The 21,541-nt window shown below is 55.2% G+C and carries 26 protein-coding genes; 8 read left to right on the forward strand and 18 right to left on the reverse strand.

Features of this window, described 5'->3' with window-relative positions; translation table 11 throughout:
• Positions 1 to 89: 89 nt before the first annotated feature.
• The 4 genes from ACEQ15_RS19095 to nfsA all read left to right on the forward strand — a co-directional run bounded on the left by ACEQ15_RS19095 (position 90) and on the right by nfsA (position 3,925).
• Positions 90 to 1,637: a thymidine phosphorylase family protein gene (locus ACEQ15_RS19095; protein ID WP_370280850.1), complete on the forward strand. Its 1,548-nt coding sequence runs from the start codon at positions 90 to 92 to the stop codon at positions 1,635 to 1,637.
• Positions 1,618 to 2,502: a ribose-phosphate pyrophosphokinase gene (locus ACEQ15_RS19100; protein WP_370280851.1), complete on the forward strand. Its 885-nt coding sequence runs from the start codon at positions 1,618 to 1,620 to the stop codon at positions 2,500 to 2,502. The genes ACEQ15_RS19095 and ACEQ15_RS19100 overlap by 20 nt, the downstream gene beginning before the upstream one ends.
• Complete coding sequence (locus ACEQ15_RS19105) at positions 2,499 to 3,092, forward strand: alpha-ketoglutarate-dependent dioxygenase AlkB (RefSeq protein ID WP_370280852.1); 594 nt, start codon at positions 2,499 to 2,501, stop codon at positions 3,090 to 3,092. Before ACEQ15_RS19100 ends, ACEQ15_RS19105 begins: the two co-directional genes overlap by 4 nt.
• 95 nt (positions 3,093 to 3,187) lie before the next feature.
• Positions 3,188 to 3,925, forward strand: a complete 738-nt coding sequence (gene nfsA / locus ACEQ15_RS19110) for an oxygen-insensitive NADPH nitroreductase (RefSeq protein ID WP_370280853.1) — start codon at positions 3,188 to 3,190, stop codon at positions 3,923 to 3,925.
• A gap of 90 nt (positions 3,926 to 4,015) precedes the next feature.
• On the opposite strand, the gene ACEQ15_RS19115 is transcribed toward nfsA, so the two are convergent.
• Positions 4,016 to 4,462: a flavodoxin gene (locus ACEQ15_RS19115; protein ID WP_370280854.1), complete on the reverse strand. Its 447-nt coding sequence runs from the start codon at positions 4,460 to 4,462 to the stop codon at positions 4,016 to 4,018.
• A 183-nt stretch (positions 4,463 to 4,645) separates the two neighbouring features.
• Here ACEQ15_RS19115 and ACEQ15_RS19120 point away from each other — a divergent pair, with 183 nt between their 5' ends.
• Positions 4,646 to 5,020, forward strand: a complete 375-nt coding sequence (locus ACEQ15_RS19120; RefSeq protein ID WP_370280855.1) for a hypothetical protein — start codon at positions 4,646 to 4,648, stop codon at positions 5,018 to 5,020.
• A 16-nt stretch (positions 5,021 to 5,036) separates the two neighbouring features.
• Positions 5,037 to 5,447 (forward strand): DUF4399 domain-containing protein, encoded by a 411-nt coding sequence (locus tag ACEQ15_RS19125; protein ID WP_370280856.1) that lies wholly within the window; start codon positions 5,037 to 5,039, stop codon positions 5,445 to 5,447.
• A gap of 22 nt (positions 5,448 to 5,469) precedes the next feature.
• On the opposite strand, the gene ACEQ15_RS19130 is transcribed toward ACEQ15_RS19125, so the two are convergent.
• Together ACEQ15_RS19130 and speD are read right to left on the reverse strand one after the other, a co-directional pair.
• Positions 5,470 to 5,691, reverse strand: coding sequence for an acetyltransferase (locus ACEQ15_RS19130; protein ID WP_370280857.1), 222 nt, complete (start codon positions 5,689 to 5,691; stop codon positions 5,470 to 5,472).
• A gap of 140 nt (positions 5,692 to 5,831) precedes the next feature.
• Positions 5,832 to 6,644: an adenosylmethionine decarboxylase gene (gene speD, locus ACEQ15_RS19135; protein WP_370280858.1), complete on the reverse strand. Its 813-nt coding sequence runs from the start codon at positions 6,642 to 6,644 to the stop codon at positions 5,832 to 5,834.
• A 551-nt stretch (positions 6,645 to 7,195) separates the two neighbouring features.
• Here speD and ACEQ15_RS19140 point away from each other — a divergent pair.
• The gene (locus ACEQ15_RS19140; protein WP_370280859.1) at positions 7,196 to 7,771 is read left to right on the forward strand and encodes a HupE/UreJ family protein; all 576 of its coding nucleotides are present in this window, start codon (positions 7,196 to 7,198) and stop codon (positions 7,769 to 7,771) included.
• A gap of 288 nt (positions 7,772 to 8,059) precedes the next feature.
• Here the strand turns inward: ACEQ15_RS19140 and hypE are convergent, their stop codons facing one another.
• From hypE to ACEQ15_RS19215, 15 genes are all read right to left on the reverse strand, one after another.
• Positions 8,060 to 9,106 carry a hydrogenase expression/formation protein HypE gene (gene hypE, locus ACEQ15_RS19145; RefSeq protein WP_370280860.1) on the reverse strand — a complete coding sequence of 349 codons (1,047 nt, stop codon included), beginning with the start codon at positions 9,104 to 9,106 and terminating at the stop codon, positions 8,060 to 8,062.
• Positions 9,107 to 9,153: 47 nt separating this feature from the next.
• Positions 9,154 to 10,281 (reverse strand): hydrogenase formation protein HypD, encoded by a 1,128-nt coding sequence (gene hypD, locus ACEQ15_RS19150; protein WP_370280861.1) that lies wholly within the window; start codon positions 10,279 to 10,281, stop codon positions 9,154 to 9,156.
• Positions 10,282 to 10,414: 133 nt separating this feature from the next.
• Entirely contained in the window at positions 10,415 to 11,122 is a 708-nt protein-coding gene (locus ACEQ15_RS19155; protein ID WP_370280862.1) for an SIS domain-containing protein, read from the reverse strand.
• 14 nt (positions 11,123 to 11,136) lie between these two features.
• Positions 11,137 to 11,418, reverse strand: coding sequence for a HypC/HybG/HupF family hydrogenase formation chaperone (locus ACEQ15_RS19160; RefSeq protein ID WP_370280863.1), 282 nt, complete (start codon positions 11,416 to 11,418; stop codon positions 11,137 to 11,139).
• A gap of 29 nt (positions 11,419 to 11,447) precedes the next feature.
• Complete coding sequence (locus tag ACEQ15_RS19165) at positions 11,448 to 12,929, reverse strand: sigma-54-dependent transcriptional regulator (RefSeq protein ID WP_370280864.1); 1,482 nt, start codon at positions 12,927 to 12,929, stop codon at positions 11,448 to 11,450.
• A complete protein-coding gene (gene hypB, locus ACEQ15_RS19170) occupies positions 12,926 to 13,906 on the reverse strand; it encodes a hydrogenase nickel incorporation protein HypB (protein ID WP_370280865.1) in 981 nt (326 codons plus the stop codon). Before hypB ends, ACEQ15_RS19165 begins: the two co-directional genes overlap by 4 nt.
• Positions 13,907 to 13,908: 2 nt before the next feature.
• On the reverse strand, positions 13,909 to 14,250 hold the full coding sequence (hypA, locus tag ACEQ15_RS19175; RefSeq protein WP_370298598.1) for a hydrogenase maturation nickel metallochaperone HypA: 342 nt from the start codon (positions 14,248 to 14,250) through the stop codon (positions 13,909 to 13,911).
• Positions 14,251 to 14,252: 2 nt separating this feature from the next.
• Positions 14,253 to 15,386 (reverse strand): nickel-dependent hydrogenase large subunit, encoded by a 1,134-nt coding sequence (locus ACEQ15_RS19180; RefSeq protein WP_370280867.1) that lies wholly within the window; start codon positions 15,384 to 15,386, stop codon positions 14,253 to 14,255.
• Positions 15,383 to 15,955, reverse strand: a complete 573-nt coding sequence (hybE, locus tag ACEQ15_RS19185; RefSeq protein WP_370280868.1) for a [NiFe]-hydrogenase assembly chaperone HybE — start codon at positions 15,953 to 15,955, stop codon at positions 15,383 to 15,385. Before hybE ends, ACEQ15_RS19180 begins: the two co-directional genes overlap by 4 nt.
• A 3-nt stretch (positions 15,956 to 15,958) precedes the next feature.
• Positions 15,959 to 16,180 (reverse strand): rubredoxin, encoded by a 222-nt coding sequence (locus tag ACEQ15_RS19190; RefSeq protein ID WP_370280869.1) that lies wholly within the window; start codon positions 16,178 to 16,180, stop codon positions 15,959 to 15,961.
• 12 nt (positions 16,181 to 16,192) lie between these two features.
• Positions 16,193 to 17,056 carry a hydrogenase expression/formation C-terminal domain-containing protein gene (locus ACEQ15_RS19195; protein WP_370280870.1) on the reverse strand — a complete coding sequence of 288 codons (864 nt, stop codon included), beginning with the start codon at positions 17,054 to 17,056 and terminating at the stop codon, positions 16,193 to 16,195.
• Positions 17,057 to 17,066: 10 nt separating this feature from the next.
• Entirely contained in the window at positions 17,067 to 17,498 is a 432-nt protein-coding gene (locus tag ACEQ15_RS19200) for a hypothetical protein (RefSeq protein ID WP_370280871.1), read from the reverse strand.
• Between the two features lie 14 nt (positions 17,499 to 17,512).
• Positions 17,513 to 17,815, reverse strand: coding sequence for a HypC/HybG/HupF family hydrogenase formation chaperone (locus ACEQ15_RS19205; protein ID WP_370280872.1), 303 nt, complete (start codon positions 17,813 to 17,815; stop codon positions 17,513 to 17,515).
• Entirely contained in the window at positions 17,815 to 18,444 is a 630-nt protein-coding gene (locus ACEQ15_RS19210; protein ID WP_370280873.1) for a HyaD/HybD family hydrogenase maturation endopeptidase, read from the reverse strand. The genes ACEQ15_RS19205 and ACEQ15_RS19210 overlap by 1 nt, the downstream gene beginning before the upstream one ends.
• A 300-nt stretch (positions 18,445 to 18,744) precedes the next feature.
• Positions 18,745 to 19,857, reverse strand: a complete 1,113-nt coding sequence (locus ACEQ15_RS19215) for a high-affinity branched-chain amino acid ABC transporter substrate-binding protein (protein WP_370280874.1) — start codon at positions 19,855 to 19,857, stop codon at positions 18,745 to 18,747.
• 261 nt (positions 19,858 to 20,118) lie between these two features.
• On the opposite strand from ACEQ15_RS19215, the gene ubiM reads away from it, so the two are divergent.
• Positions 20,119 to 21,438 carry a 5-demethoxyubiquinol-8 5-hydroxylase UbiM gene (gene ubiM, locus ACEQ15_RS19220; protein ID WP_370280875.1) on the forward strand — a complete coding sequence of 440 codons (1,320 nt, stop codon included), beginning with the start codon at positions 20,119 to 20,121 and terminating at the stop codon, positions 21,436 to 21,438.
• Positions 21,439 to 21,541: the final 103 nt, after the last annotated feature.

Below are 21,541 nucleotides of genomic sequence, written 5' to 3' on the forward strand. Positions count from 1 at the left end.
CATAGCTGTAAGACACGGATTCTTCTGCGCCCCGTCAACATCCTGATTTCAGTATGAGATACAGTGACTTATCTATAGGAAGGTGCGATATGACATTTATCCCTGAACGGATGACTCCCCTGAAGGCCCGGCGCCTGGGACTGGATACACAACAGGAACTGACCATCTATCTGCGCGCAGACAGCGCTGTCTGCAAGTCAGAAGGGTTTGCGGCCTTATCCCGCGTATTGGTGCGTACTGAAAGTCAGCACATCATCGCCACACTCAACATCATCACCAGTGAACTGCTCCGCCCCGGCGAGATCGGCCTGTCCGAATCCGCCTGGCAGCGCCTGGGGGTAAAGGACGGCGACAGCATCTGGGCCTCTCACCCCACACCTGTGGCGTCCATCTCCAATATCCGCGCCAAGGTGTACGGTCATAGTCTGACGCAAGATCAGTACAGCGAAATCATCGAGGATATCGTAGCCGGGCGTTACGCCGACGTTCACCTGGCGGCGTTTATTACCGCCTGCGGCAACGACAATATGAACGACCAGGAGATCACCTACCTAACCGAAGCGATGGTGAACTCCGGCAGCAAGATCAGCTGGGATCTGCCGTTAGTGCTGGATAAACACTGCGTGGGCGGCTTGCCCGGCAACCGCACCACACCGATTGTGGTTTCGATACTTGCCGCCAGCGGACTGACTGTTCCTAAGACCTCCTCGCGTGCGATCACCTCACCTGCTGGCACTGCCGATACCATGGAAGCGCTGACCAACGTATCCCTGTCCCTGGATGAAATGAAAAAGGTCGTGTGCGAGCATGGTGGCTGTCTGGCCTGGGGTGGCTCAGTGCGCCTCTCCCCGGCTGACGATCTGCTGATCAAGGTCGAGCGGGTATTGGATATCGATAGTGAAGGCCAGCTCATCGCCTCAGTGTTGTCCAAGAAGATCGCCGCCGGTGCGACCCATGTGTTGATCGATATGCCGGTAGGCCCGACCGCCAAGGTGCGCAGCCAAGCCGCCGCAGACAAGCTGGCTGCCAGTTTCCGCGAAGTTGCGAAATCCCTGGGTCTGACCATCGATATTATCTTCAGCGATGGACGCCAACCGGTGGGTTACGGCATCGGCCCCGCGCTGGAAGCGCGCGACATTATGGCGGTATTACAAAATAACGCTAACGCTCCGGCTGATCTGCGTGAGCGATCTATAACCGTCGCAGGCGCCATGCTGGAGATGGCTACCGACCTTCCCAAGGGAGAAGGCATCAATCAAGCCAAGCAATTGATCGACTCAGGACAGGCTTGGGAAAAATTCCGTCATATCTGCGAAGCCCAGGGTGGTATGCGTGAGCCCCCTATCGCCCCCTACCGCTTTGAATTGATCGCCCACCAGCACGGCTGGCTCAGCTCCGTGGATAACCGCCGTTTATCGCAGGTCGCGAAACTGGCCGGCGCCCCCGCGGATCTGGCAGCAGGTGTTGAGATCCACGTCAAACTCGGCGAAGAAGTCCACCCCAACACCCCTTTAATCACCATCCATGCCGAAAGCGCCGGTGAGTTGAACTACGCCGTTGAATACCTCGAAGCCTACCCGGAAACCGTCCAGATCTGTGCAGACAAGGAGCAGCTGAATGAACGCGTTACTGATTAACCTGGAATCCGACCCGCAGCAGGCGCAAGCGATCGCCCACGCCATGCAGGCGGAGCTGGGCGAACTGGAGCAGCGCCACTTCCCAGACGGGGAAAGCTACCTGCGGGTACTCAACGACTGCAATAACCGGGATGTGGTGATCTTCTGCAACCTGGCCCGCCCCAACGAAAAGACCCTGCGTTTGTTGTTTCTGATCGATACCCTGCGGGATCTTGGAGCCCGTCAGGTCGGACTGATCACGCCGTATCTCGCCTACATGCGGCAGGATAAACGTTTCAAACCCGGCGAATGTGTGAGTTCTCGGCCCTATGCCCGCCTGCTCTCACAGGCACTGGACTGGCTGGTCACCATGGACCCGCACCTACACCGTTACGACAGCCTGGATCAGATCTACAGTATTCCAAGTCAGGTGGTACCCGCCGCGCCACTGATTGCAGACTGGATCCGTCACAACCTTGAACGCCCGCTGCTGATCGGTCCGGATAGCGAAAGCGAACAGTGGGTCTCCGAAGTTGCCCGTCTGGCAGATGCACCGTTTCAGGTGTTAACCAAGGTGCGCCACGGCGATTACGATGTAGAAGTGTCCCTGCCCGATGTAGACCGCTGGCGTGATCACACCCCGGTGTTGGTTGATGACATCATCTCCAGCGGCCGCACCATGATCGAAACGGTCAACCATCTGACACATGCGGAACTCAAACGCCCTTGCTGTATCGGTGTGCATGGCCTCTTTGCCGGTGACGCCTATAGCCACCTTCTGGAAGTTGCCGATGTGGTGACAACCGGCTGTATTCCTCATGAAAGCAACAAGATTGATATCAGCGATGCACTGGCAGAAGCCGCAATCCAACAGCTAAAACGATGAACCTGGGACTTTTTAATACGGTCGATATGCCGGATGGCGAGTTGATCTACGACGCCAACTTTCTCAGCGTTACGGAAGCCGACAACCTTCTGCACACGCTCACCGAGGAAATAAACTGGCGTCAGGACCGCATTCGCCTCTTTGGTACAGAACACCCGATCCCTCGCCTGCAGAACTTTCAGGGAGAGCCGGGCATCAGTTACCTCTACTCCAACCTGAAACTGGAGGCAGAACCCTGGCACCCTGCTCTGGACCGGTTAAAGAACAGCTTGATCGAACCCTGCAGCACCACCTTTAACGCAGTTCTGCTCAATCTCTACCGAAACGGCCAGGACAGCATGGGCTGGCATAGCGATGACGAACCAGAATTGGGACAAAACCCAACCATCGCATCGATCAGCCTCGGGGAGGAGCGCCGCTTTCTATTGCGACGCAAGGACGATCACAACATCAAACGGGAGATCGTGCTGGAGCACGGTTCTCTGCTTTTGATGCGTGGCACGCTGCAACACTTCTGGCAACACAGTGTTCCGCGAACCCAAAAACCACGTGAGCCCAGGATTAACCTGACTTTTCGCCACGTGCTCTAAAGGATTAGTAATTTCCCTACTCCTGGTGGCTATTCAACAGAAAATTAACTTGCTAAGGTTTCCACCAATTAACAGAACCGGAATCAGAGAACACCATGAACGCTGTTATCGACCTGCTTAAGTCTCATCGCTCTATCCGCAAATTCACTGAACAACCCGTCGATCAGGGCATCGTTGAAACCCTGGTGGAAGCCGGACAGTCTGCCGCCACCTCAAGCTTTATTCAGGCGTGCACCGTGATTCAGGTAAACAATACCGAGACTCGTGAAAAACTGGCCGCGTGTGCCGGTGGTCAGGCCTATGTAGCGTCAGCCCCTGTATTCCTGGTGTTCTGTGCCGATATGAAACGTCACCAGTTGGCATGCGACATGCACGACGCCAAGATGCAGTCCGGTTTTACCGAGCAGTTCATCACCGCATCTCTGGATTGCGGCCTGTTCGCTCAGAATCTGGTGGTTGCCGCTGAATCTCTGGGCCTGGGTATCGTCTACATTGGTGGCCTGCGCAATAATATTGCGGAAGTTGCAGATTTACTGGAACTGCCAGATCTGGTGTACCCGGTATTTGGTATGTGTCTGGGTTATCCGGACCAGAACCCGGAGGTAAAACCTCGCCTGCCGGTCAACGTAGTCCTGAAACAGGAAGTCTATGATGACACCGGAGACCAGGAGCACATCGCTGCATACGACGGCCACGTACGTGAGTACTACCGCACCCGAACCGGTGGCACTAAAGATATGACCTGGAGCGAGCAGATCTCAGGCATGTTGGTGAAAGAATCCCGCCCGCACATGCTGCCGTTCCTGCAAGAGCGTGGCTTCCTGTTGAAATAAGGGGTGAAATAATCAGCCACCGACTTTTCGCACTCTGAAAACAAAAAAGCCTGAGCAATGCTCAGGCTTTTCTTTATCCGGCAAGATCGCTTACAGCTGCGCTGCCCAAGCGGAAATCCACTCGCTTGCCGCTTCTTCAGGATCAGGCGTTTCACACGCATCGATCTCCAGAGTCTCACCGACACGCTGAACCTGCAGTTCCTGCAGCAGTTCATCCATCAGTTTGCCCGCATTAGCGAAGTTCTGGTAACCACTGTCACCCAGGGAGATCAAACCGTAACGTTTTTCAGACAGCTGTGGTGCCTGGTCTTTCAGCTGGGAGTACAGTGGCATCAGATTGTTTGGAATTTCACCCAGACCGATAGTTGCGGTGCACACCAACAGAACCTCGGTGTCGTCTGCAACCACTTCTTCCAGTTTAGGTTCAGCCAGAACTACGGTGTTGTGACCCAGACCGTTCAACTGCTCTGCACAATCTTCCGCTACCTGCTGAGCGTTGCCGTATGTAGAGCCCACCAGCACCTTGATATTCGCCATTGAGAAAAACCTTACAATCTGCTTAAAAAATGAGCGCCAATTCTAATGAAAATCCCCCCTGAAAAAAACCTCTGATTTCTACGGCTTTTCGCAACTGCACACAACCGGCGAAGCCCCGTAATTCAGGCAAACTCAAAACCTCTCAGCTATTCTATTTTCATAAGTCTCTGAAGGAGGTCGCGCATGGCCAATGTACATGTCTCCCGTTTGTTGGAAGAGCTTGAACGTAAAGCCCACCATAAAGCCACGCTTACCGATGTGACCTTTCCGATCAGCACCGAAGATCTGATCCGCATTGAAGCACTGGCCAGTGTCTTTGATATGGATAAACACGAACTGATCACATCGCTCCTACATACGATTTTGCAGGAAGTAGAAACATCCATGCCCTATCGCCAGGGCACCAAGGTGATTCGTATCGAAGATGGCGAACCGATCTATGAAGATGTCGGGCTAACCCCTCGCTACCTAGCGATAAAACGTAAGCTGGAAAAGGCCCACGCTGCAGCCCACACCATGGACACCGAGAAACCGACCGTTAAATCCATGGCCAAATAACAGAGGGAACAGATCCATGAAACCTACGTTCATCCGGGGCGCCATTGCCTCTATTAGCCTCGTATTCAGCTGCACCCTATTTGCCGATGGCCACGCACCGCAAGCCTACATCGTGACCCCAACCGACGGAGCTACCGTGCCTTCAACGTTTAAAGTGGTGTTTGGTCTAAGTGGAATGGGCATCGCACCGGCGGGCGTTGAGAGGGAAAAAACAGGCCACCATCACCTGCTGGTCGATATGGAACAACTGCCGCCACTGGATCAGCCATTGGGCAGCGAAGTGAAGCACTTTGGTGGCGGTCAGACGGAAACCACACTCACACTGCCTCCCGGCAAACATACGCTGCAGCTGATTCTGGGTGATCACCTGCACAAACCGCATAATCCACCTGTGATCTCCGAGCGCATCACCATAGAAGTGAAATGAGCAGGTAAAAGTACCGGGTGTTTTAGCGCACCAACTCATGATCTCTGTAGTGCGGATCGACCCAACAGCGGGGCAAGTCTTCACCGGACGGGAACGACAGCGCTTGCTTGGCGTACTGCTCCGCCTCCTGTAACTCCTCACCATAGTGGCAGCACCCCGTCAGCTGTGTCTTGTAAGGGTCAAACAGTTCACTCAGGTCCATCACCTCGATCAGATGTCCATACTTGCGCTCTTTGAGAAACATGGCCAGCTCCACAGGTTGCAGTATCAACTACAAGTGTAGGAGCTAAATCTGCATTCGGCGTGCTATCGAATCGCCAGCGAGCAGACACAAAAAACGCGGCCACGGCCGCGTTTTAAGAGTCAGGTGATAAGCCGGATAACTTATTCAGCCATATCCGGCAGGTTACGACCGTAGAAGATCTCACGCATCTCTTTAAACAGACGCTCGGTAATCTCGTTCACTTCCTTACCGGTCAGGTCCTGAGTGGTGGTACCGAACAGGTAGTTGTTCAGGTCGTAGTCGTTCAGCATCATCTTGGTGTGGAAGATATTTTCCTGGTAAACGTTCACATCCACCATGCTGTAAAGATCACGGATATCATCACTGATGAAGTTCTGGATGGAGTTGATGTCGTGATCGATGTAGTGCTTCACACCATCCACATCGCGGGTGAAACCTCGCACACGGTAATCGATGGTTACGATGTCCGATTCCAGCTTGTGGATCAGGTAGTTCAGCGCTTTCAGTGGAGAGATAACACCACAGGTAGACACTTCGATATCCGCACGGAAGGTACAGATGCCGTTGTCCGGGTGTGCTTCCGGGTAGGTGTGCACACAGATGTGGCTCTTATCCAGGTGCGCAACCACGGAGTCCGGCAGCGGACCGGGTTTCTCGGACTGATCCACATCTTCCGCATCTTTGATCGGCTCTTCTGCCACCAGAATCGTTACACTGGCACCCTGCGGATCGTAATCCTGGCGAGCAACGTTCAGTACGTTAGCACCAATAATGTCGCACACCTCTGTCAGGATCTCTGTCAGACGGTCGGCGTTGTACTGCTCATCGATATACTCGATGTACTCTGCTTTCTGCTCCGCAGTTTTTGCGTAGCAAACATCATAAATACAGAAGCTGAGGCTTTTGGTCAGGTTGTTAAAGCCCTGCAGTTTAATTTTACCGTTTGATGCCAACTCGGGTGCTCTCCAGTAAGAAAATCAATGCTTTAGAGGCCTACGAACCCATTCTGCATGGTGCTCAAAAGGTGTTCGTAGAGTCTGTAAATTAAGGCACAAAAACACTGTTTTTGGTGGGCGAATTGTAGAGCAGAACGCAGTAAACACAAAGAAAATTTTGCCTACTCACAAGAGATAAATTTATCGTATTTTGTCGACCATTTCAGCGCTTTTACGCGCAATAGGAAACATTTTCATCTACACCATAAAAGCAGATCGGATTTGCGCGGTGCTAGCTCCGGTTTTTGCCCCGCTGAGCAGGCATAGAAACGTTGAAATGACTGTTCAGTTTGCACACCAAGTGGTTAGGCACTTTCCACTAACATGCTCTGCGCCAAGTCTCGACGCTGCGACAAAATAGCCTCAGAATCGCTACAGATACCGTTTTCAGGCACCTTCAGCCATTTGTCCTCATTACTGCCAAAGCTGGCACCAAGCTTGCAAACGGTATTTCATCTATACCCAAATTATTCCCTGAACAAATACCAGAATAAAAAGGTAGAACGAATATGAAGCTTAAAGTAGCCACCGTTGCCTCTCTACTGGCCCTGACATCCACCTCTGCCGTTGCTCACACAGCCACTGTTGCAGAACACAGCAGCCTGCTGAGTGGCCTGATTCACCCTCTGGTTGGTCTTGATCACCTGCTGGCGATGCTGGCGGTGGGTTTCTGGGCGGCAATGCAGAAAGGTCAGCTGCGTATCCAGATCCCGATGGCATTTATGCTGGTATTGGTTGCAGGTTTCCTGCTGGGCCAGACAGCGTTCAGCCTGCCGGTTGTTGAAGGCGGTATCGCAACGTCTGTATTGGTGCTGGGTCTGCTGATTGCAACCGCAGTGCGTCTGCCAGCAGTGGCCGCAATGGGCCTGAGTGGCATCTTTGCCCTGTTCCACGGCTACGCACACGGCGCCGAGGCCGCAGCATCTTCCATGACGTTGTTCGCAGCAGGCTTCCTCGGCTCTAGCCTGATGCTTCACCTGTGCGGTGGTATTGCAGCTAACACCGTAAAAACCCAACTGCCAACACTGGCCAAACTGGCTGGTCTGGTAATCGCTGCTGCAGGCGCCACTTTGCTGGCTGCCTGATCTCTCAGGTCTTGTCCCGGTCCCCAACGTTAAGCCATCGGGACGAGACCAACTTCTGACGCTTTGTCACCCACTTTTTGTCGGGCTTTTTAGCCCGACTTTTTTATGTCATTTTCTAGCCTGAATAACATAGGGGTGTTGGGCTTTGCTGCGCAAAAGCCAACCTACGCTATGGATATATGTAGGTTGGTCATCACGCCAGTGATGTCCAACACACTCAGATATGGAAAGGTGCCGCCCTTATGGACGGCTGAGAGGGAAATAAGGAAAGGTACTGAAGTGAGCTGCTTAGCAGATACGCGGCAGCTGTTCGCCCACCAGCATATCCAGAATACGTTCACCGCCGAATCCGGTCTGCACCAGCACACGTCCGGCGTAGCCTTCGATCACCTCACCGATGATCGCTGAGCCCTCACCCGCAGGATGCGCGCGCATCACGTCCAGAACGGCATCGGCTTGGTCGCCCGGTACCACAGCCACCAGCTTGCCTTCGTTGGCAAAGTAGAGTGCGTCCAGACCCAGGATTTCGCAAACACCACGCACTTCATCCCGCACAGGGATCTTGTTTTCGAACAGGCGAATCGATACTTCCGAGGATTCGGCAAACTCGTTCAGCACCGTTGCTACACCACCACGGGAGGCATCGCGTACCGCGTGCAGTTCCGGGCATACTTCCAGCATTGCCTGCACCAGACCGTGCAACGGCTGACAATCGGTTTTCAGTTCCACATCTAGCGCCAGATCACCGCGGGCGTTGAGGATCGCCGCACCGTGATCACCCACAAAACCGTTGACGATAATCTTGTCACCCGGTTTGCAGTTCTCAGCAGAGATATCCACACCTGCTGGAATCACGCCGATACCAGTGGTGTTGATGAAGATCTTGTCACCTTTGCCCTTCGGCACCACCTTGGTATCTCCGGTTACGATGGTTACACCCGCTTCATCGGCTGCCTGGCGCATGGACGTCACGATGCGACGCAGCAGCTCCACCTCCAATCCTTCTTCCAGGATCATGCCGCAGGATAGGTATTTGGGAATTGCTCCTGATACGGCAATATCGTTAACCGTGCCATTCACCGCCAACGTACCAATATCACCACCAGGAAACTCCACCGGATCCACCACATAGCTGTCGGTGGTAAACGCCAGCTTTTGGCCCTGCGCCTGCAAGTCGGCCAGCTCAAAGCGGGCTTGGTCTTCCAGCTTGTTGAGATCGTCATTATCAAAGGTGCCCACAAACACATCTTCGATCAGGTCGCGCATCGCCTTACCGCCCGCGCCGTGCGCCATGGTGATGGTGGATGCTTTCAGGGTACGTTGTGGTTTACTCATCGATAAATCTCGTTAATCGGTAGATAGATACAATTGCTCAGTAGCTTTTATGCGATGTTCTTAGTGTCGATTTTGCCGTAGCTATAGTACGCAGAGCAGGCCCCTTCGGTAGAGACCATCAATGCGCCCATCGGCGTTTCCGGCGTGCACTGCTTGCCGAATACCTTGCATTGCCACGGTTTGATCACACCTTTCAGCACCTCACCACACTGGCAGGACTTCGGATCGGCAATCTTCAGGTTCGGCAGGGCAAAGGCACGTTCGGCGTCAAACTGGGCGTAACCGTCACGAATACGCACACCGGAGTGGTCGATAGACCCCAGGCCACGCCATTCGAAGAACTCGCGTAGCTCGAATACATCGGACACGGCACGCAACGCCTGCATGTTGCCGCCATCCGGCACAATGCGTTTGTACTGGTTTTCAATCTTGGCTTCACCCGCTTTCAACTGCTCCAGCACCATCAGCAGGGACTGCAGTACATCCAGCGGTTCAAAGCCGGAGATGATCAGCGGACGGTTGTACTGGGCAGAGATAAACTCATACGGTGCCTGACCGATCACCATGCTCACATGGCCCGGCCCCAGGAAACCGTCAATATACATATCCGGCGAATCCAGGATCGCCTTGATGGTTGGAATGATGGTGATGTGGTTGCAGAACAGGTAGAAGTTTTTGATCCCCTCCTTCTCTGCCTGTTTTACGGTCAACGCTGTGCTTGGCATGGTGGTCTCGAACCCCAGGCCAAAGAACACCACTTTCTTATCCGGGTGTTTACGTGCCAGCGCCAGGGCATCCATCGGCGAATAGACCATGCGCACGTCACAGCCTTCCGCCTTGGCCTGTTGCAGACTTTTCTTCGAACCCGGTACGCGCATCGCATCCCCGAAGGTGGTGAAGATCACATTGGGTTGCTCGGCGATCGCTACGCAGTCATCCACCCGCCCCATCGGCAGCACGCAAACCGGACAGCCCGGACCGTGCACCAGCTCGATCTTGTCTGGCAACAGCTCTTCCAAGCCGTAGCGGAAGATGGAGTGGGTGTGGCCACCGCACACCTCCATAATCTGCAGCGGGCGTTCCTGCGCTTGTGGGATCTCATCAACCAGGGTGTGGATACGTTCCAGAATCGCTTTTGCCATATCCGGATCACGGAATTCGTCTACAAATTTCATCTGTCTTTGCTCACAGAGATTTTTAGAATTTGTTGGGCTTTGCTACGCAAAGGCCAACCTACGGGCGGTGTTAACCCAATGGTGTAGGTTGGCCATCACGCCAGTGATGCCCAACACAAAACCGATCGATCAATTACCGGCCGTGCTCACCCATAAAACCACGCTCGTCCGCCAGCAGGGTATGCACGAGATCCCAAAGGATGTGGTAGCTCACCAGATGGCACTCCTGAATGCGGTGTACGCTGTCGGTTTCCACAATCAGGCAGTGGTCCACAGCCTTACTGGTTGCCAGCTCGCCGCCGTCGCCTCCGGAAAACGCCACCACAACCAGACCAAGCTGTATCGCCTTTTCACAGGCAGCGGTGATGTTGGGTGAATTACCACTGGTGGAGAACACCACCAGCACATCTTCCGGTTTAGCCAGCGCCAGCAACTGGCGTGGCAGCACATGTTGAAAACCGATGTCGTTCGAGACGGCGGTCAGCATGGCATTGTCCTGGCTCAGGTTGATCGCTGGCAGTGCCGGGCGGCCTGCAGTCACCGGGTGCATAAACTCCAGCGCCAGGTGCGCCGAATCGCAGGAGGAACCCCCATTACCGGCAGTAATCAGGCGACCACCGTTGCGGTAGGATTCGGCAATCGCGCGAGCGATATCCGCCAGTACCGTGTTGTACTTGGCGAAGAACGCCTGCTTGGCAGCGATGCTCTCTTCGGTTTTTAGCTGGATCGAATCCAGCAGCTCCTGGGTTTTATCTCTGGTTTCAGGCTTATCACCCTGCTCACTGCCCATAAAGGGATAGAGGGCACCGAGCATGTTGTTGGCGTCGTTCTTATCAGACATCTCTTAGCCTCCGCTCAGTCGACTTCGCTGTTCTGCATGGCATCCAGCTCTTCCTGCAACTCGCCCAGCTCCGCCAGAATCTCCAGCGTCTTTTGCGCTTCCTCTTCATCGATCAGGCTCATGGCGAAGCCCACGTGGACCAGCGTCCAGCGACCGATCAACGCGTCCAGATTACTGTCTTCCGGCAGCACACAACCCAGATTAACCTCACGCTTCACGCCGGAGACGTTAACCATCGCCATGCCTTCAGCAGCGTCTTTGATCTCAACGATCTGGCCGGGAATTCCTAAACACATAACTCAACTACACTCGCAATTCGGTCTGGTTACTGTTTCTGCTCGGGTACGGCAGAGGGGGTACTTTGCTCCAGCGCATACCGCTCAAGCTTGGAGCGCAGCCCAACACGGGAGAGGCCCAGCTCTTTGGAGGCACGGCTTTTGTTCCAGCGGTGGCGGATCAGGGTTTCGCGCAAGATCCGTTTCTCCAGGGTTTCGACACGCTCTTTCAGGGTGCCTTCCAGCCCTGCCAGAATTTCGGTTTCCTCAGTCTCATCTACCGGCGCGGCGCGCAGGACGCGTGGGCTGAGCAGGTCCGCCGACAGCCACTCATCGTCCGCCAGCACCAGCATACGGCGCACTTCGTTCTGCAGCTCACGTACGTTGCCCGGCCAGCAGTAGCGGCTCATGCAATCCAGCGCTTCGTCGGTAAAACCTTTCACCGGCTTGTCGAAATCCTGCATCGCTTTGTCGAGAAAGCTTTTCGCCAGCACCGGGATATCCACCGTGCGACGCTCCAATGCGGGCAGCTCTAATGTGACTTCGGCCAAACGGAAGTAGAGATCCTGACGGAAACGTCCGGCACGCACCTCCTCTTCCAGATCACGGTTGGTGGAAGCAACAATGCGCACGTTCACCTTGCGGCGCTGGTGTTCACCTATCCGGCGCACCTCGCGCTCCTGCAATACACGCAGCAGCTTCACCTGAAACGCGGGGCTGATCTCGCCGATCTCATCAAGAAAGATGGTGCCGCCATCTGCCTGCTCGAACAGGCCTACATGGTCGGTAATCGCGCCGGTAAAGGAGCCTTTCTTGTGGCCGAACAGCTCAGAGGCCAACAACTCGTCCGGCATCGCACCGCAGTTTTCCACTACGAAGGGTTTGTCGGCGCGCAGGCTGTTGTAGTGCAGCGCGCGGGCGAACAGCTCCTTACCGGCACCGGAGGGTCCGGTCACCAGCACGGAAACATCGTAAGGTGCGATCTTGCCCGCCTGGTTGCAGAGCGCATTCAGCGGGCTGTCCGGGTGACGCTGGATCTCATCCAGTTGGAACGCCTGCTGCAAACGCTGTTTCTTCTGCGTGATGTTCTCTTCCGCCTGCCCTTCGGTCAGACGCATCTCCATCGCCAGAAGCTCGTTTTCGTTCTGCAGCTCACACAGACGACAGGCGCCACGCATGATCAGCAGCAGGTTATCTGGGTGCCAGGGTTTGGTGATATACTGCAGGATGCCCGCTTCATTCAGGCCCTTGATGATGTCCTCGGAGTCGGTGTAACCGGAGAGGATCAGGCGGGCGATCTGCGGCCAGCGCTCACGTACTTCAGTCAGCAACTCCACGCCGGTTTTGTCCGGCATACGCTGATCACAAAGGATCGCCTGCACGTCGTTGCGTTCCAACAGCGCCATCGCCTCATCGGCACTGCTAGCAGTAAGGACATCGAACTCCTCATCCAGCGTGCGCTCCAGCGTCTCCAGCGAGCGGATCTCGTCGTCAACGCAGAGGACGGTTGGACGGTTCTCGAAATCGATCATAACAGCGCCTGGAACTGGTCGATTTCGGATTGCAGCGCGTCGATGCGGCTCTGGATCATGTTTTTACGGCGACTCTCCAGCCAATCGATCCATTCCTCCATACCTTCGCCGGAACGCGCTGATAACTGCATCACCTGGATCTCCGGGTTCACCTGACGGGCGTATTCGATACAACGCTCCACATCGAAATCCAGGTACGGCAGCAGGTCGGTTTTGTTGAGGATCATCAGGTCCGCGGCGTGGAACATATCCGGGTACTTCAGCGGTTTGTCTTCACCTTCGGTCACGGAGAGGATCGCCACCTTGTGCGCCTCACCTAGATCAAAGGCCGCCGGACACACCAGATTACCCACATTTTCGATAAACAGCAGGCCACCTTTCATATCATCGAATTTTTCCATCGCATGACCCACCATATGCGCATCCAGATGGCAGCCTTTGCCGGTATTCACCTGGATCGCCGGTACGCCGGTTTCACGGATGCGGTCGGCGTCGTTGGCGGTCTGCTGGTCGCCTTCGATCACGGCCACCTTACGGCCATCCTTGATGCGGTTGATGGTTTCGGTGAGCAGCGTGGTTTTACCGGAACCTGGGCTGGACACCAGGTTGAGCACAAACAGGCTCTGCTGCTCAAAACGGGCGCGGTTGATCGCCGCATAACGGTCGTGTTTGCCCAGGATATCCTGCTCGATCTGCCCCCTGCGGCTCTGGCTCAGACCCGCCACATGGGCATGGGCCGGGCCTTTACCAAAGTGGATATTGTCACCTTCGGCCACCACGGCGCCGTCGTCGTGGTTATGATGCCCGTGATCATGCGAGTGATCGTGGCTATGTGAGTGGCCATGAGCATGGCTGTGGTCGTGATGGTGATGATCGTGGCTGTGATCATGGTCGTGATGGCTCTTTACCGGCTCATGGCTGTGATGCCCACCCTCGATTTGAACCTCACCCTCGGCACATCCGCAAACGGTACACATACTTATTCGACCTCCAGCTCTTTAATCCGCATTTCATCCCCCTGAGTGACCTGCAACTGGTAGCTGCCGCACTCAGGACAGGCGTCATATCGCTTCTGCACAGGCACGGTTTTCAGGCACTGCAAGCAGAAGGCTTCGCCCTCTATATTTATAATGTTCAGTTTAGCCCCCTCGGCGAGGCTGCCCCGTGTGACTGCGTCGAAACAAAACGTCAGGGCGTCCGTCTCGATCATCGCCAGCGGGCCGATCTCCAGCCACACGGTTTTTACCCGCTGGTAATTCTGTGCTTTTGCCTGCTCTTCCAGGACCTGAATGATCCCTTCGGCAATCGACATCTCATGCATAATCAGTTTCCGATCTCGATCTCCCAGTCGACGCATGGGTCGACCAGCAGGATCAGTTTCTCGACCAGAGCGTGCAACCGCTCCCGGCTTACCCGCGCCCCATCCAGCATCTGTACCAGAGTACCCTGCGGGTGAAAGTTCCACTCGGTGGGCGCTACGATCTTGTAGTCGGCTACCCTGTAGTCTGACATGGAATCACCTTCCAGCTCTATGCGGTGAATCAGCATGCCGCGCGCGGCCTCCACACACCCCAAACCCGGTTCGATGTGCGATGCCTGCGCTGCTTCACCGCCTTCTCGGATCAATCCCGGCAACGCCTGCAGTTCATCCACCAACGCCAGAAAACGCAATGTCAGCTCATTCAGTCCGGCGTGCTGTCCCTGCTGCACCAACTTCGCCTCGCAGTTTCGGGTCCAGATACTGGTTTCAAAGCAGGTACCCTCCGCATCCGGCTGCGCACAGAACTCAAACGCCGCCTCATCGGTCAGCTTCTCGGTGATCCAACGCAGATCACTCGAAGTATTGCTACTCAGGGGCACCGCACCCAAGGCTAATTCAACATCACCCAGAGACTTCTGCAATTGTTTGATCTGCTTCCCCACCGGAGTTGTCGACGCTGCACCAAACAACAGCTGACTCAATTCAGTTTCACTACCCACCAGCGGCTTCAGAATCTGATCCAGGCGGCGGGCGACTATATCAAGCTCAAACCCATTGGCATCCCGCTGCGGATCAAGCGCCAACGCCCAACGCAGCTCCGCTTTCACCTGCGTAAACCACTGTAGCAGTTCAGCGCAGACCAGGGTCTTTTCCTGCAGCCAGTTTTGCGCCAGTCGTAACCCCAGCTCGCGAGCGGTTTCAGCCCACACCAGGATCTGTCGAGCCTCTGCCACTTCCGGTTTGACCTGCAAACCCAGAGCACTTTCCGCAGCCCGCAGTGCCGCCACCTGCTGTGCCACGCCGCAGAGGGAGAAGATCATCGGTACCATCGCCAGCGCCTGGGGCAGCGGTTTTCCCTGCAACAATCGGGCGATCTTGTGCGGTCGACTGCTTCGCAGATCCACCCGGGTAATCACATCGTTATGCCATTCGACATACACATGCAGTTTACCGGCGAGATCCGCAAGACTGTTCATGGCGACTCTGCCTCACCGTTACGCGCAAAACCACCGGTCAGGAATCCTCGGCGACTCAGCTTCTCTGGTTTTGGCGCTACGACTTTTTCAGCTACAGTCTCTTCCTGCTTTTTAAGCTCTTCCTGCTCTGCTTTGTGTTCGCGAAGTGCCTGCTGCCGGTCAGTCGGCGCTTCGTTTGCACCGTCGAACAAAGCCTTCATCACCTCTTCCGCCGTTTCTACCGCCACCGCCTGCTCGGAAAACTCGAACATCGGCGAAAACAGCGAGCAGCTCATAAAACCGCCGGTTAGCTCGCTCCAACCAAAGATGCACTCATACTGGCCGGAAGGTAGCGCAATCATCTGCTTGTTGCCGATCTCGGTTTCATCCCACTCAGACCAGTCGTCGAACTCGGCCGGAAACAAGGTCAGGTTCATGCACCAGGGTGTCACCAGTACGCCGATCTCTCGTGCGGCATACGACTGGAACCCCACACAAGCCACTTCCAACACTGGGTTGTACATCGGCAGGTCTGCCATGCGCAGCGCAATGTTGTTGAAGTGTGTGTGCAGTGTATCCACCCGGCTCACGGTTCAGTCCTCCAGCACCATAAACTGGTCTTTTTCGCCATCACATTCCGGACAGCGCCAGTGGTCCGGCAGTTGGCTGAAAGGCGTACCCGCCGCGATCTGCCACACCGGATCACCGGCCGCAGGATCGTACTGGTACCAGCAGATCTTGCACTCCAGCCTGGCCGCATCGTCGATGCGGCTGGCATCCCCCAGGTAGCTGCCTTCGAAACCCTGATAGTTCATCGTCAACGCTCCTCAGACCAGCACTTCGCGGATCTCTTTCAGACGCTCGGCAGAGTCTTCCAGATCCTCTTTGGCTGCGCAGGCCACGGCAGGAATATCAGTGATCTCCAGTGTATCCAGGATCAGCTGATCGGTGCTGTTGAAGTACTGCACACGCCACAGGCCATTTACTTCGGTGGAGGTGATTCGGCAGTTACCGTAACCACGCGACAGGATGGTCACCGCACCGGCACCCACACTCTCCGCCAAGTGGTTGTGATCCTCCGGTGAGAACGGTAGCAGCGACAGATTGATCACGTGTGGGGCTTCCGGCACCGAGCCATCAAAGGCTTCAGAGGCTTCGGCGATCTCAACCAACACAGAAGGCGCGTTCAGCACACCCTGCGGCATATTGTCTGGATCCACATTCAGAATACGCTGTGTACGGAATGCGGCTTCACGGACACAGGCAGGCACATCCGCCACCTCCAGCGTTTCCGCGATCACATCACCCTGTGTGTTAAACGACCGCAGGCGCCATACACCCGCCATTACGGTTTCCTGAATGCGGACCGGCTGTTCACCGTTAATCACCGCACTCACCTCACCTTCACCCAAGATCTGATTGAGCATATCCAGATCGGCATCCGGCATCGCATCCAGCACCATGCTCTGGGTAGCTTCACCCTGCGTGTATTTGGCCAGCAGGTCCTGCAACTGCTCCATCACCGCCACCGCCTGCGGGCAGCTTTGCACCGCGTCCGATTCAGGCAGTACCGGGATATCGTAGGTGTTCATCTCCGATGGCATCTTCATGTAGTCCAGGACCATCTCGCCTTCATCCTGGCTGCCCGGTCCCATCGGAATATTAAGTAACTGAATACCGTTGTCTTGCATGTTCTTTACCTCACTGACCGCAGCCGCTGGATACAGGATTAACGACTACCGGGATACCGATACCCGGATCACGCTTGGGCTCCAGCGCCAGGATGCTGCCGATCTCGGCCATGTATACATCCCAGTTCTGCACCTTGGTGATGGTGCCCAGGTAACGCCCCTCTTTCAGGAACACCAGCGCAGGCCAGACTGTGAAGTTGTAACGCCCCTGCAGTGCTTTCTCTGCATCGATGGATACCACGCCAGGCGTCAGCTGTGGAAAGTTTTTTACCAGCTCTGGCAGGATAACTGCCACATCATTACTTTCCGGGAAACGTTTCGGCTCCTCGGTGAAAAACAGCACCGAGAAAGGTGCCGACTTGATGAAGTCGTCGAAGTTAGTCTGATCGAGCAGCGGATAATCCAGCTCGTCGACCAGTCGGTTAATCAAAGGAGATGGCATGTTGGGTTCCTGTTCTAATTGTTCTGTAAGTGGGGTGGTAGCTGCGGCTCGCGGTCGACCAGGTCGGCAAACAGGTCATCGAGATCCGCTTCCTGTCCGGACATCACTGCCTGTACCGCACTGAGGGCATCACGCATCTGCATGGCACGAGACTCATCCAGCACTTCGCGGGCGGCATCCAGAAACACCAATACCCAGGTGCCCTGGGCTTGCTCTCCCACCAGCGACATATCCACCCACTGCTGTTCGCTGCTGTTGCTGCACAGGGCCCGCCCTTCTTCGCTGCGAGTCACCTGCATCGGGATGCCCAAGCACATCAGCTGTCGCCCTGTTCGGTTTCGGTTTCTGCCATAAATCGAAGATCGCCTTTACGGAAGGCATCCTGTTCGGATGGACGACCGGATTCGTATTCGCGCAGCTCCAGCTCACCCGGCGCCAGCCCTTCAACCGGCTGGTCGTTGATCTCAGGGATAATGCCAAACTGCTTGAGGTAATCGAGGGCGATCTCGATGGAGGGATCGATCTGGGCTTTTACCGGTTCGCGCAGGCTGCCACCAAAGTCCTCCAGCTCCACCGGCTGGCAACCAATCAGCAACAGGTGTTCCGGGTAGCTGCCGGTAAACTCCGCCATCGCCAGCACCTCCTGAAAACCGGTCTGATGCAGGCTCATCTGCTTGGCGCCCATAAATTTCGGGACTTCGTCGTCGTAGATCTTTTTCAGCGTGCCCGGCTCCAGGCCGTAGTCGATGGCATCAAACACCACCAGCACATCAACATCCTGAACGTGCTGCACCAGATAGATCCCCTGGGTGCCGCCATCCATCAGTTTGACGTTGTCGCCAAAGCGGTAGCGCTGGTTCAGGGTTTCCACGCAACGCACGCCAAACCCTTCATCTGCCCAAAGGACATTGCCAATACCAAGAATGAGAATCTTCTTATCGTTCATCTGTACTTCTTCTGTGCAGCGTTATTGTTGTAACCACTGGTGTTACAAAGAGCGTGCCAACACAAGCAGATAACGGATATGCAGGAATAACGGGGTGTTACGGGAAGGGTTACAGATGGGCAAAGACAGACATGGGAAAGTTAATTTCCATATTAAACCCAAAATGGAAACATTTTAGACACCAAGAAAAAGAGATGTAGGTTGAGTCGAGGCAAAGCCGACACCCAACAATTTGATGTGCTTGTAGGGCGTGATGTTGGGTGTCGCTACGCTCGACCCAACCTACCGATACGTGTGAGCTTAGCGTTCTACCGGAGTACCGGTACCGTCAGCATGCCACTGGTAGATGCCGAACTCGAAACCCTGCAGGTCGCCGTGCTCGTCCCAGCTGATCGGGCCCAGTACGGTTTCAAAAGTAGAGTCATGCAGCGCTTTGGCCACGTCAGCAGGTGCATCCGACTGCACCTGCTGCATCGCATCGGCCAGCACCTGAACTGCGGCATAGCTGGTCCAGATAAACGGGCCACTCGGATCAACCCCCTTCTGCTTTAGAATCTCTACGACCGCCTGATTATCTTTCTGCAGATCAAAGCGCGCAGGCAGGGTCACCAGCAAACCTTCCACCGCATCCCCGGCCAGGAACGCGATATCTTGGTTGCCCAGACCTTCCGGGCCCATAAAGGTTGGTGCGAAATCCACCGCTTTCGCCTGACGCATGATCAGCGCCAGCTCCGGGTGGTAACCGCCGTAGTAAACAAAGTCGACCTGCTCACGCTTGAGCTTGGTAATCAGGGAACTGAAATCTTTAGCGCCACTGTTGATACCGTCGGTGCTCACTACATTTACACCCGCGGCCTGCAGGCGATCACGTACGATCAGGGCCACGCCTTTGCCGTACTGCTGTTTGTCGTGGATGATCGCCACACGCTGCGGCTTCACCACCTGCGCGATGTAGTCCGCTGCGGTTGTACCCTGCTGGGAATCAAGACCAATGGTACGGAACAGTTTGGAGTAGCCGCGCTGGGTAATGCCCGGGTTGGTTGAACCGGTGATCACCAGCACATCTTCATCCTGATAGATGTCGGTAGCGGGCTGGGTTGAGCTGGAACAGAGGTGACCAACAACAAATTTCACGTCGCTGTTGATGATCTTGTTGGCAACGGTAACCGCCTGCTTTGGTTCGCAGACGTCATCGTATTCAACCGCCTCAAGCATGCGGCCGTTGACGCCACCACGGCCGTTGATCATATCGATCGCTGCATGGGCGCCATTCAGCTGCATCTCACCGTACTGGGTGAGCGGCCCGCTGAACGGTCCAACAATACCAATTTTTACAGATTCAGCGGCCTGTACGGAAAAGCTGAGCACGGCAGATAACGCCAGTGAGGCGAACGAGGAAGGGGTGAGTTTCATGGGGTACTCCTGACACTCTGAACACAAGGCTTGCGGGGTACACAAACCGTTTCTATTTGATGGCTTTTGGCCTGGGGCTATTGTAGTTAAGAATGGCTGCAAGAAGCGATCTTTAGTAGGAAAACAGAGCTGACCTGAAGCAAGAAAAATTCAGATTGTCATGGGCCGCTCATCAGTTGTTGAATCCTTGATATAAGTCGGGTGCTGCAAAAACAGTTTCAGGTAAGCTGCATCACTTTCAACAGTCAAAAGGTGGATGCCGTGCAGCAGCCGTACGACGTACTCATTATCGGCGCCGGTCCGGCCGGTCTTAGTTTTGCCCGTTCTCTTGCTGACCTGCCTTTGAAGGTCGCCGTTCTGGAGCGTTCCTCCCAATCCACACTGGCCGATCCTCCAGAGGATGGCCGTGAAATCGCGCTGACTCACCTCTCCGCCAAACTGATGCGCGAGTGTGGCGCCTGGCAGCGCCTGCCAGACGATGGCATTTCACCGATTGAAGCCGCCCGCGTATTCGACGGTCAGTCCAGCTACAGTCTGGATTTCGATAACGACAACGAATCCCTGGAAGCGCTGGGCTATCTGGTACCCAACCACCTGATCCGCAAGGCGTACTATGAAGAGGTCGCCAGCCATGAGCAGATCGAGATCCGCACCGAGTCCGTGGTTGAGGAAGTAAACACCGACGACAACTTCGGCTACGTCACGCTTAATAATGGCGAAGTACTGCAGGCCCGCCTGGTTGTAGCTGCCGATACCCGCTTCTCTGAAACCCGTCGCAATATGGGCCTATCGGCGACCATGCGTGACTTCTCACGCACCGCAATCGTCTGCCGGATGGAGCACACAAAACCACACGACCAGACCGCATTCGAGTGTTTCCACTACGGCCGCACCACCGCGATCCTGCCGATGAACGGCAACAAGTCCTCCGTCGTTGTGACCATCAACAGCCGCGACGCACAGAAATTTGCCGACATGAGCGAAGCGGAGTTTAACCACAACATCGAACAACAGATGGATGGTTTACTGGGTGAAATGAAGCTGATCGGCAAACGCCACGTGTACCCACTGGTCGCCGTTCATGCCAACCAGTTTGTGGCACGCCGCTTTGCCCTGATCGGTGATGCCGCTGTGGGCATGCACCCGGTCACCGCTCACGGCTTTAACCTGGGTCTACGTGGTCAGGCCACCCTGGCCAAAGAGATCGCCAACGCGATTGCCGAAGGTGAGGATATCGCCAGCCAGTCTCTGCTCAAGACTTACGAAAGCAGCCAGATGCGTGTCACCCGCGTGCTCTATCATGGCACCAACGTGGTCGTAGGCCTATTCACCAACGAGTCACTGGCCGCTAAGCTGGCGCGTAAAGCCACCCTGCGCCTGGCGAACAACATCGGGCCGATCAAGCACCTGATCACCGAATCCCTGACCGAGAATGATCTGAACGGTACCAGCCCACTGCAGGAACTGAAGAACAACCTGCCGCCGGTACCGGATTTTATTCCGGTTGCAAAGGCGCGGGAGAAAATCGAGTCCATCCTGCCTGAAAAACTCCACCCACTGAATGTACTTGGACTTAAATAAGCAGATAAAAATTCTCAATCAAAAAGCCGTCATCACGACGGCTTTTTTAGTTTCTGAAAGAAGACAAACTTAGCGACACCCGACCTACACCAGATCACACTTG

The sequence above is a fragment of the Pontibacterium sp. genome, assembly GCF_964228735.1.
In the GTDB taxonomy this organism is placed as follows: domain Bacteria; phylum Pseudomonadota; class Gammaproteobacteria; order Pseudomonadales; family Balneatricaceae; genus Pontibacterium.

Coding starts and splice junctions, on each gene's coding strand:
- ACEQ15_RS19095 (WP_370280850.1), top strand. CDS start 90: ATGACATTTATCCCTGAACGGATGACTCCCCTGAAGGCCCGGCGCCTG.
- ACEQ15_RS19100 (WP_370280851.1), top strand. CDS start 1,618: ATGAACGCGTTACTGATTAACCTGGAATCCGACCCGCAGCAGGCGCAA.
- ACEQ15_RS19105 (WP_370280852.1), top strand. CDS start 2,499: ATGAACCTGGGACTTTTTAATACGGTCGATATGCCGGATGGCGAGTTG.
- nfsA (WP_370280853.1), top strand. CDS start 3,188: ATGAACGCTGTTATCGACCTGCTTAAGTCTCATCGCTCTATCCGCAAA.
- ACEQ15_RS19115 (WP_370280854.1), bottom strand. CDS start 4,462: ATGGCGAATATCAAGGTGCTGGTGGGCTCTACATACGGCAACGCTCAG.
- ACEQ15_RS19120 (WP_370280855.1), top strand. CDS start 4,646: ATGGCCAATGTACATGTCTCCCGTTTGTTGGAAGAGCTTGAACGTAAA.
- ACEQ15_RS19125 (WP_370280856.1), top strand. CDS start 5,037: ATGAAACCTACGTTCATCCGGGGCGCCATTGCCTCTATTAGCCTCGTA.
- ACEQ15_RS19130 (WP_370280857.1), bottom strand. CDS start 5,691: ATGTTTCTCAAAGAGCGCAAGTATGGACATCTGATCGAGGTGATGGAC.
- ACEQ15_RS19140 (WP_370280859.1), top strand. CDS start 7,196: ATGAAGCTTAAAGTAGCCACCGTTGCCTCTCTACTGGCCCTGACATCC.
- hypE (WP_370280860.1), bottom strand. CDS start 9,106: ATGAGTAAACCACAACGTACCCTGAAAGCATCCACCATCACCATGGCG.
- hypD (WP_370280861.1), bottom strand. CDS start 10,281: ATGAAATTTGTAGACGAATTCCGTGATCCGGATATGGCAAAAGCGATT.
- ACEQ15_RS19155 (WP_370280862.1), bottom strand. CDS start 11,122: ATGTCTGATAAGAACGACGCCAACAACATGCTCGGTGCCCTCTATCCC.
- ACEQ15_RS19160 (WP_370280863.1), bottom strand. CDS start 11,418: ATGTGTTTAGGAATTCCCGGCCAGATCGTTGAGATCAAAGACGCTGCT.
- ACEQ15_RS19165 (WP_370280864.1), bottom strand. CDS start 12,929: ATGATCGATTTCGAGAACCGTCCAACCGTCCTCTGCGTTGACGACGAG.
- hypB (WP_370280865.1), bottom strand. CDS start 13,906: ATGTGTACCGTTTGCGGATGTGCCGAGGGTGAGGTTCAAATCGAGGGT.
- hypA (WP_370298598.1), bottom strand. CDS start 14,250: ATGCATGAGATGTCGATTGCCGAAGGGATCATTCAGGTCCTGGAAGAG.
- ACEQ15_RS19180 (WP_370280867.1), bottom strand. CDS start 15,386: ATGAACAGTCTTGCGGATCTCGCCGGTAAACTGCATGTGTATGTCGAA.
- ACEQ15_RS19190 (WP_370280869.1), bottom strand. CDS start 16,180: ATGAACTATCAGGGTTTCGAAGGCAGCTACCTGGGGGATGCCAGCCGC.
- ACEQ15_RS19195 (WP_370280870.1), bottom strand. CDS start 17,056: ATGCAAGACAACGGTATTCAGTTACTTAATATTCCGATGGGACCGGGC.
- ACEQ15_RS19200 (WP_370280871.1), bottom strand. CDS start 17,498: ATGCCATCTCCTTTGATTAACCGACTGGTCGACGAGCTGGATTATCCG.
- ACEQ15_RS19205 (WP_370280872.1), bottom strand. CDS start 17,815: ATGTGCTTGGGCATCCCGATGCAGGTGACTCGCAGCGAAGAAGGGCGG.
- ACEQ15_RS19210 (WP_370280873.1), bottom strand. CDS start 18,444: ATGAACGATAAGAAGATTCTCATTCTTGGTATTGGCAATGTCCTTTGG.
- ACEQ15_RS19215 (WP_370280874.1), bottom strand. CDS start 19,857: ATGAAACTCACCCCTTCCTCGTTCGCCTCACTGGCGTTATCTGCCGTG.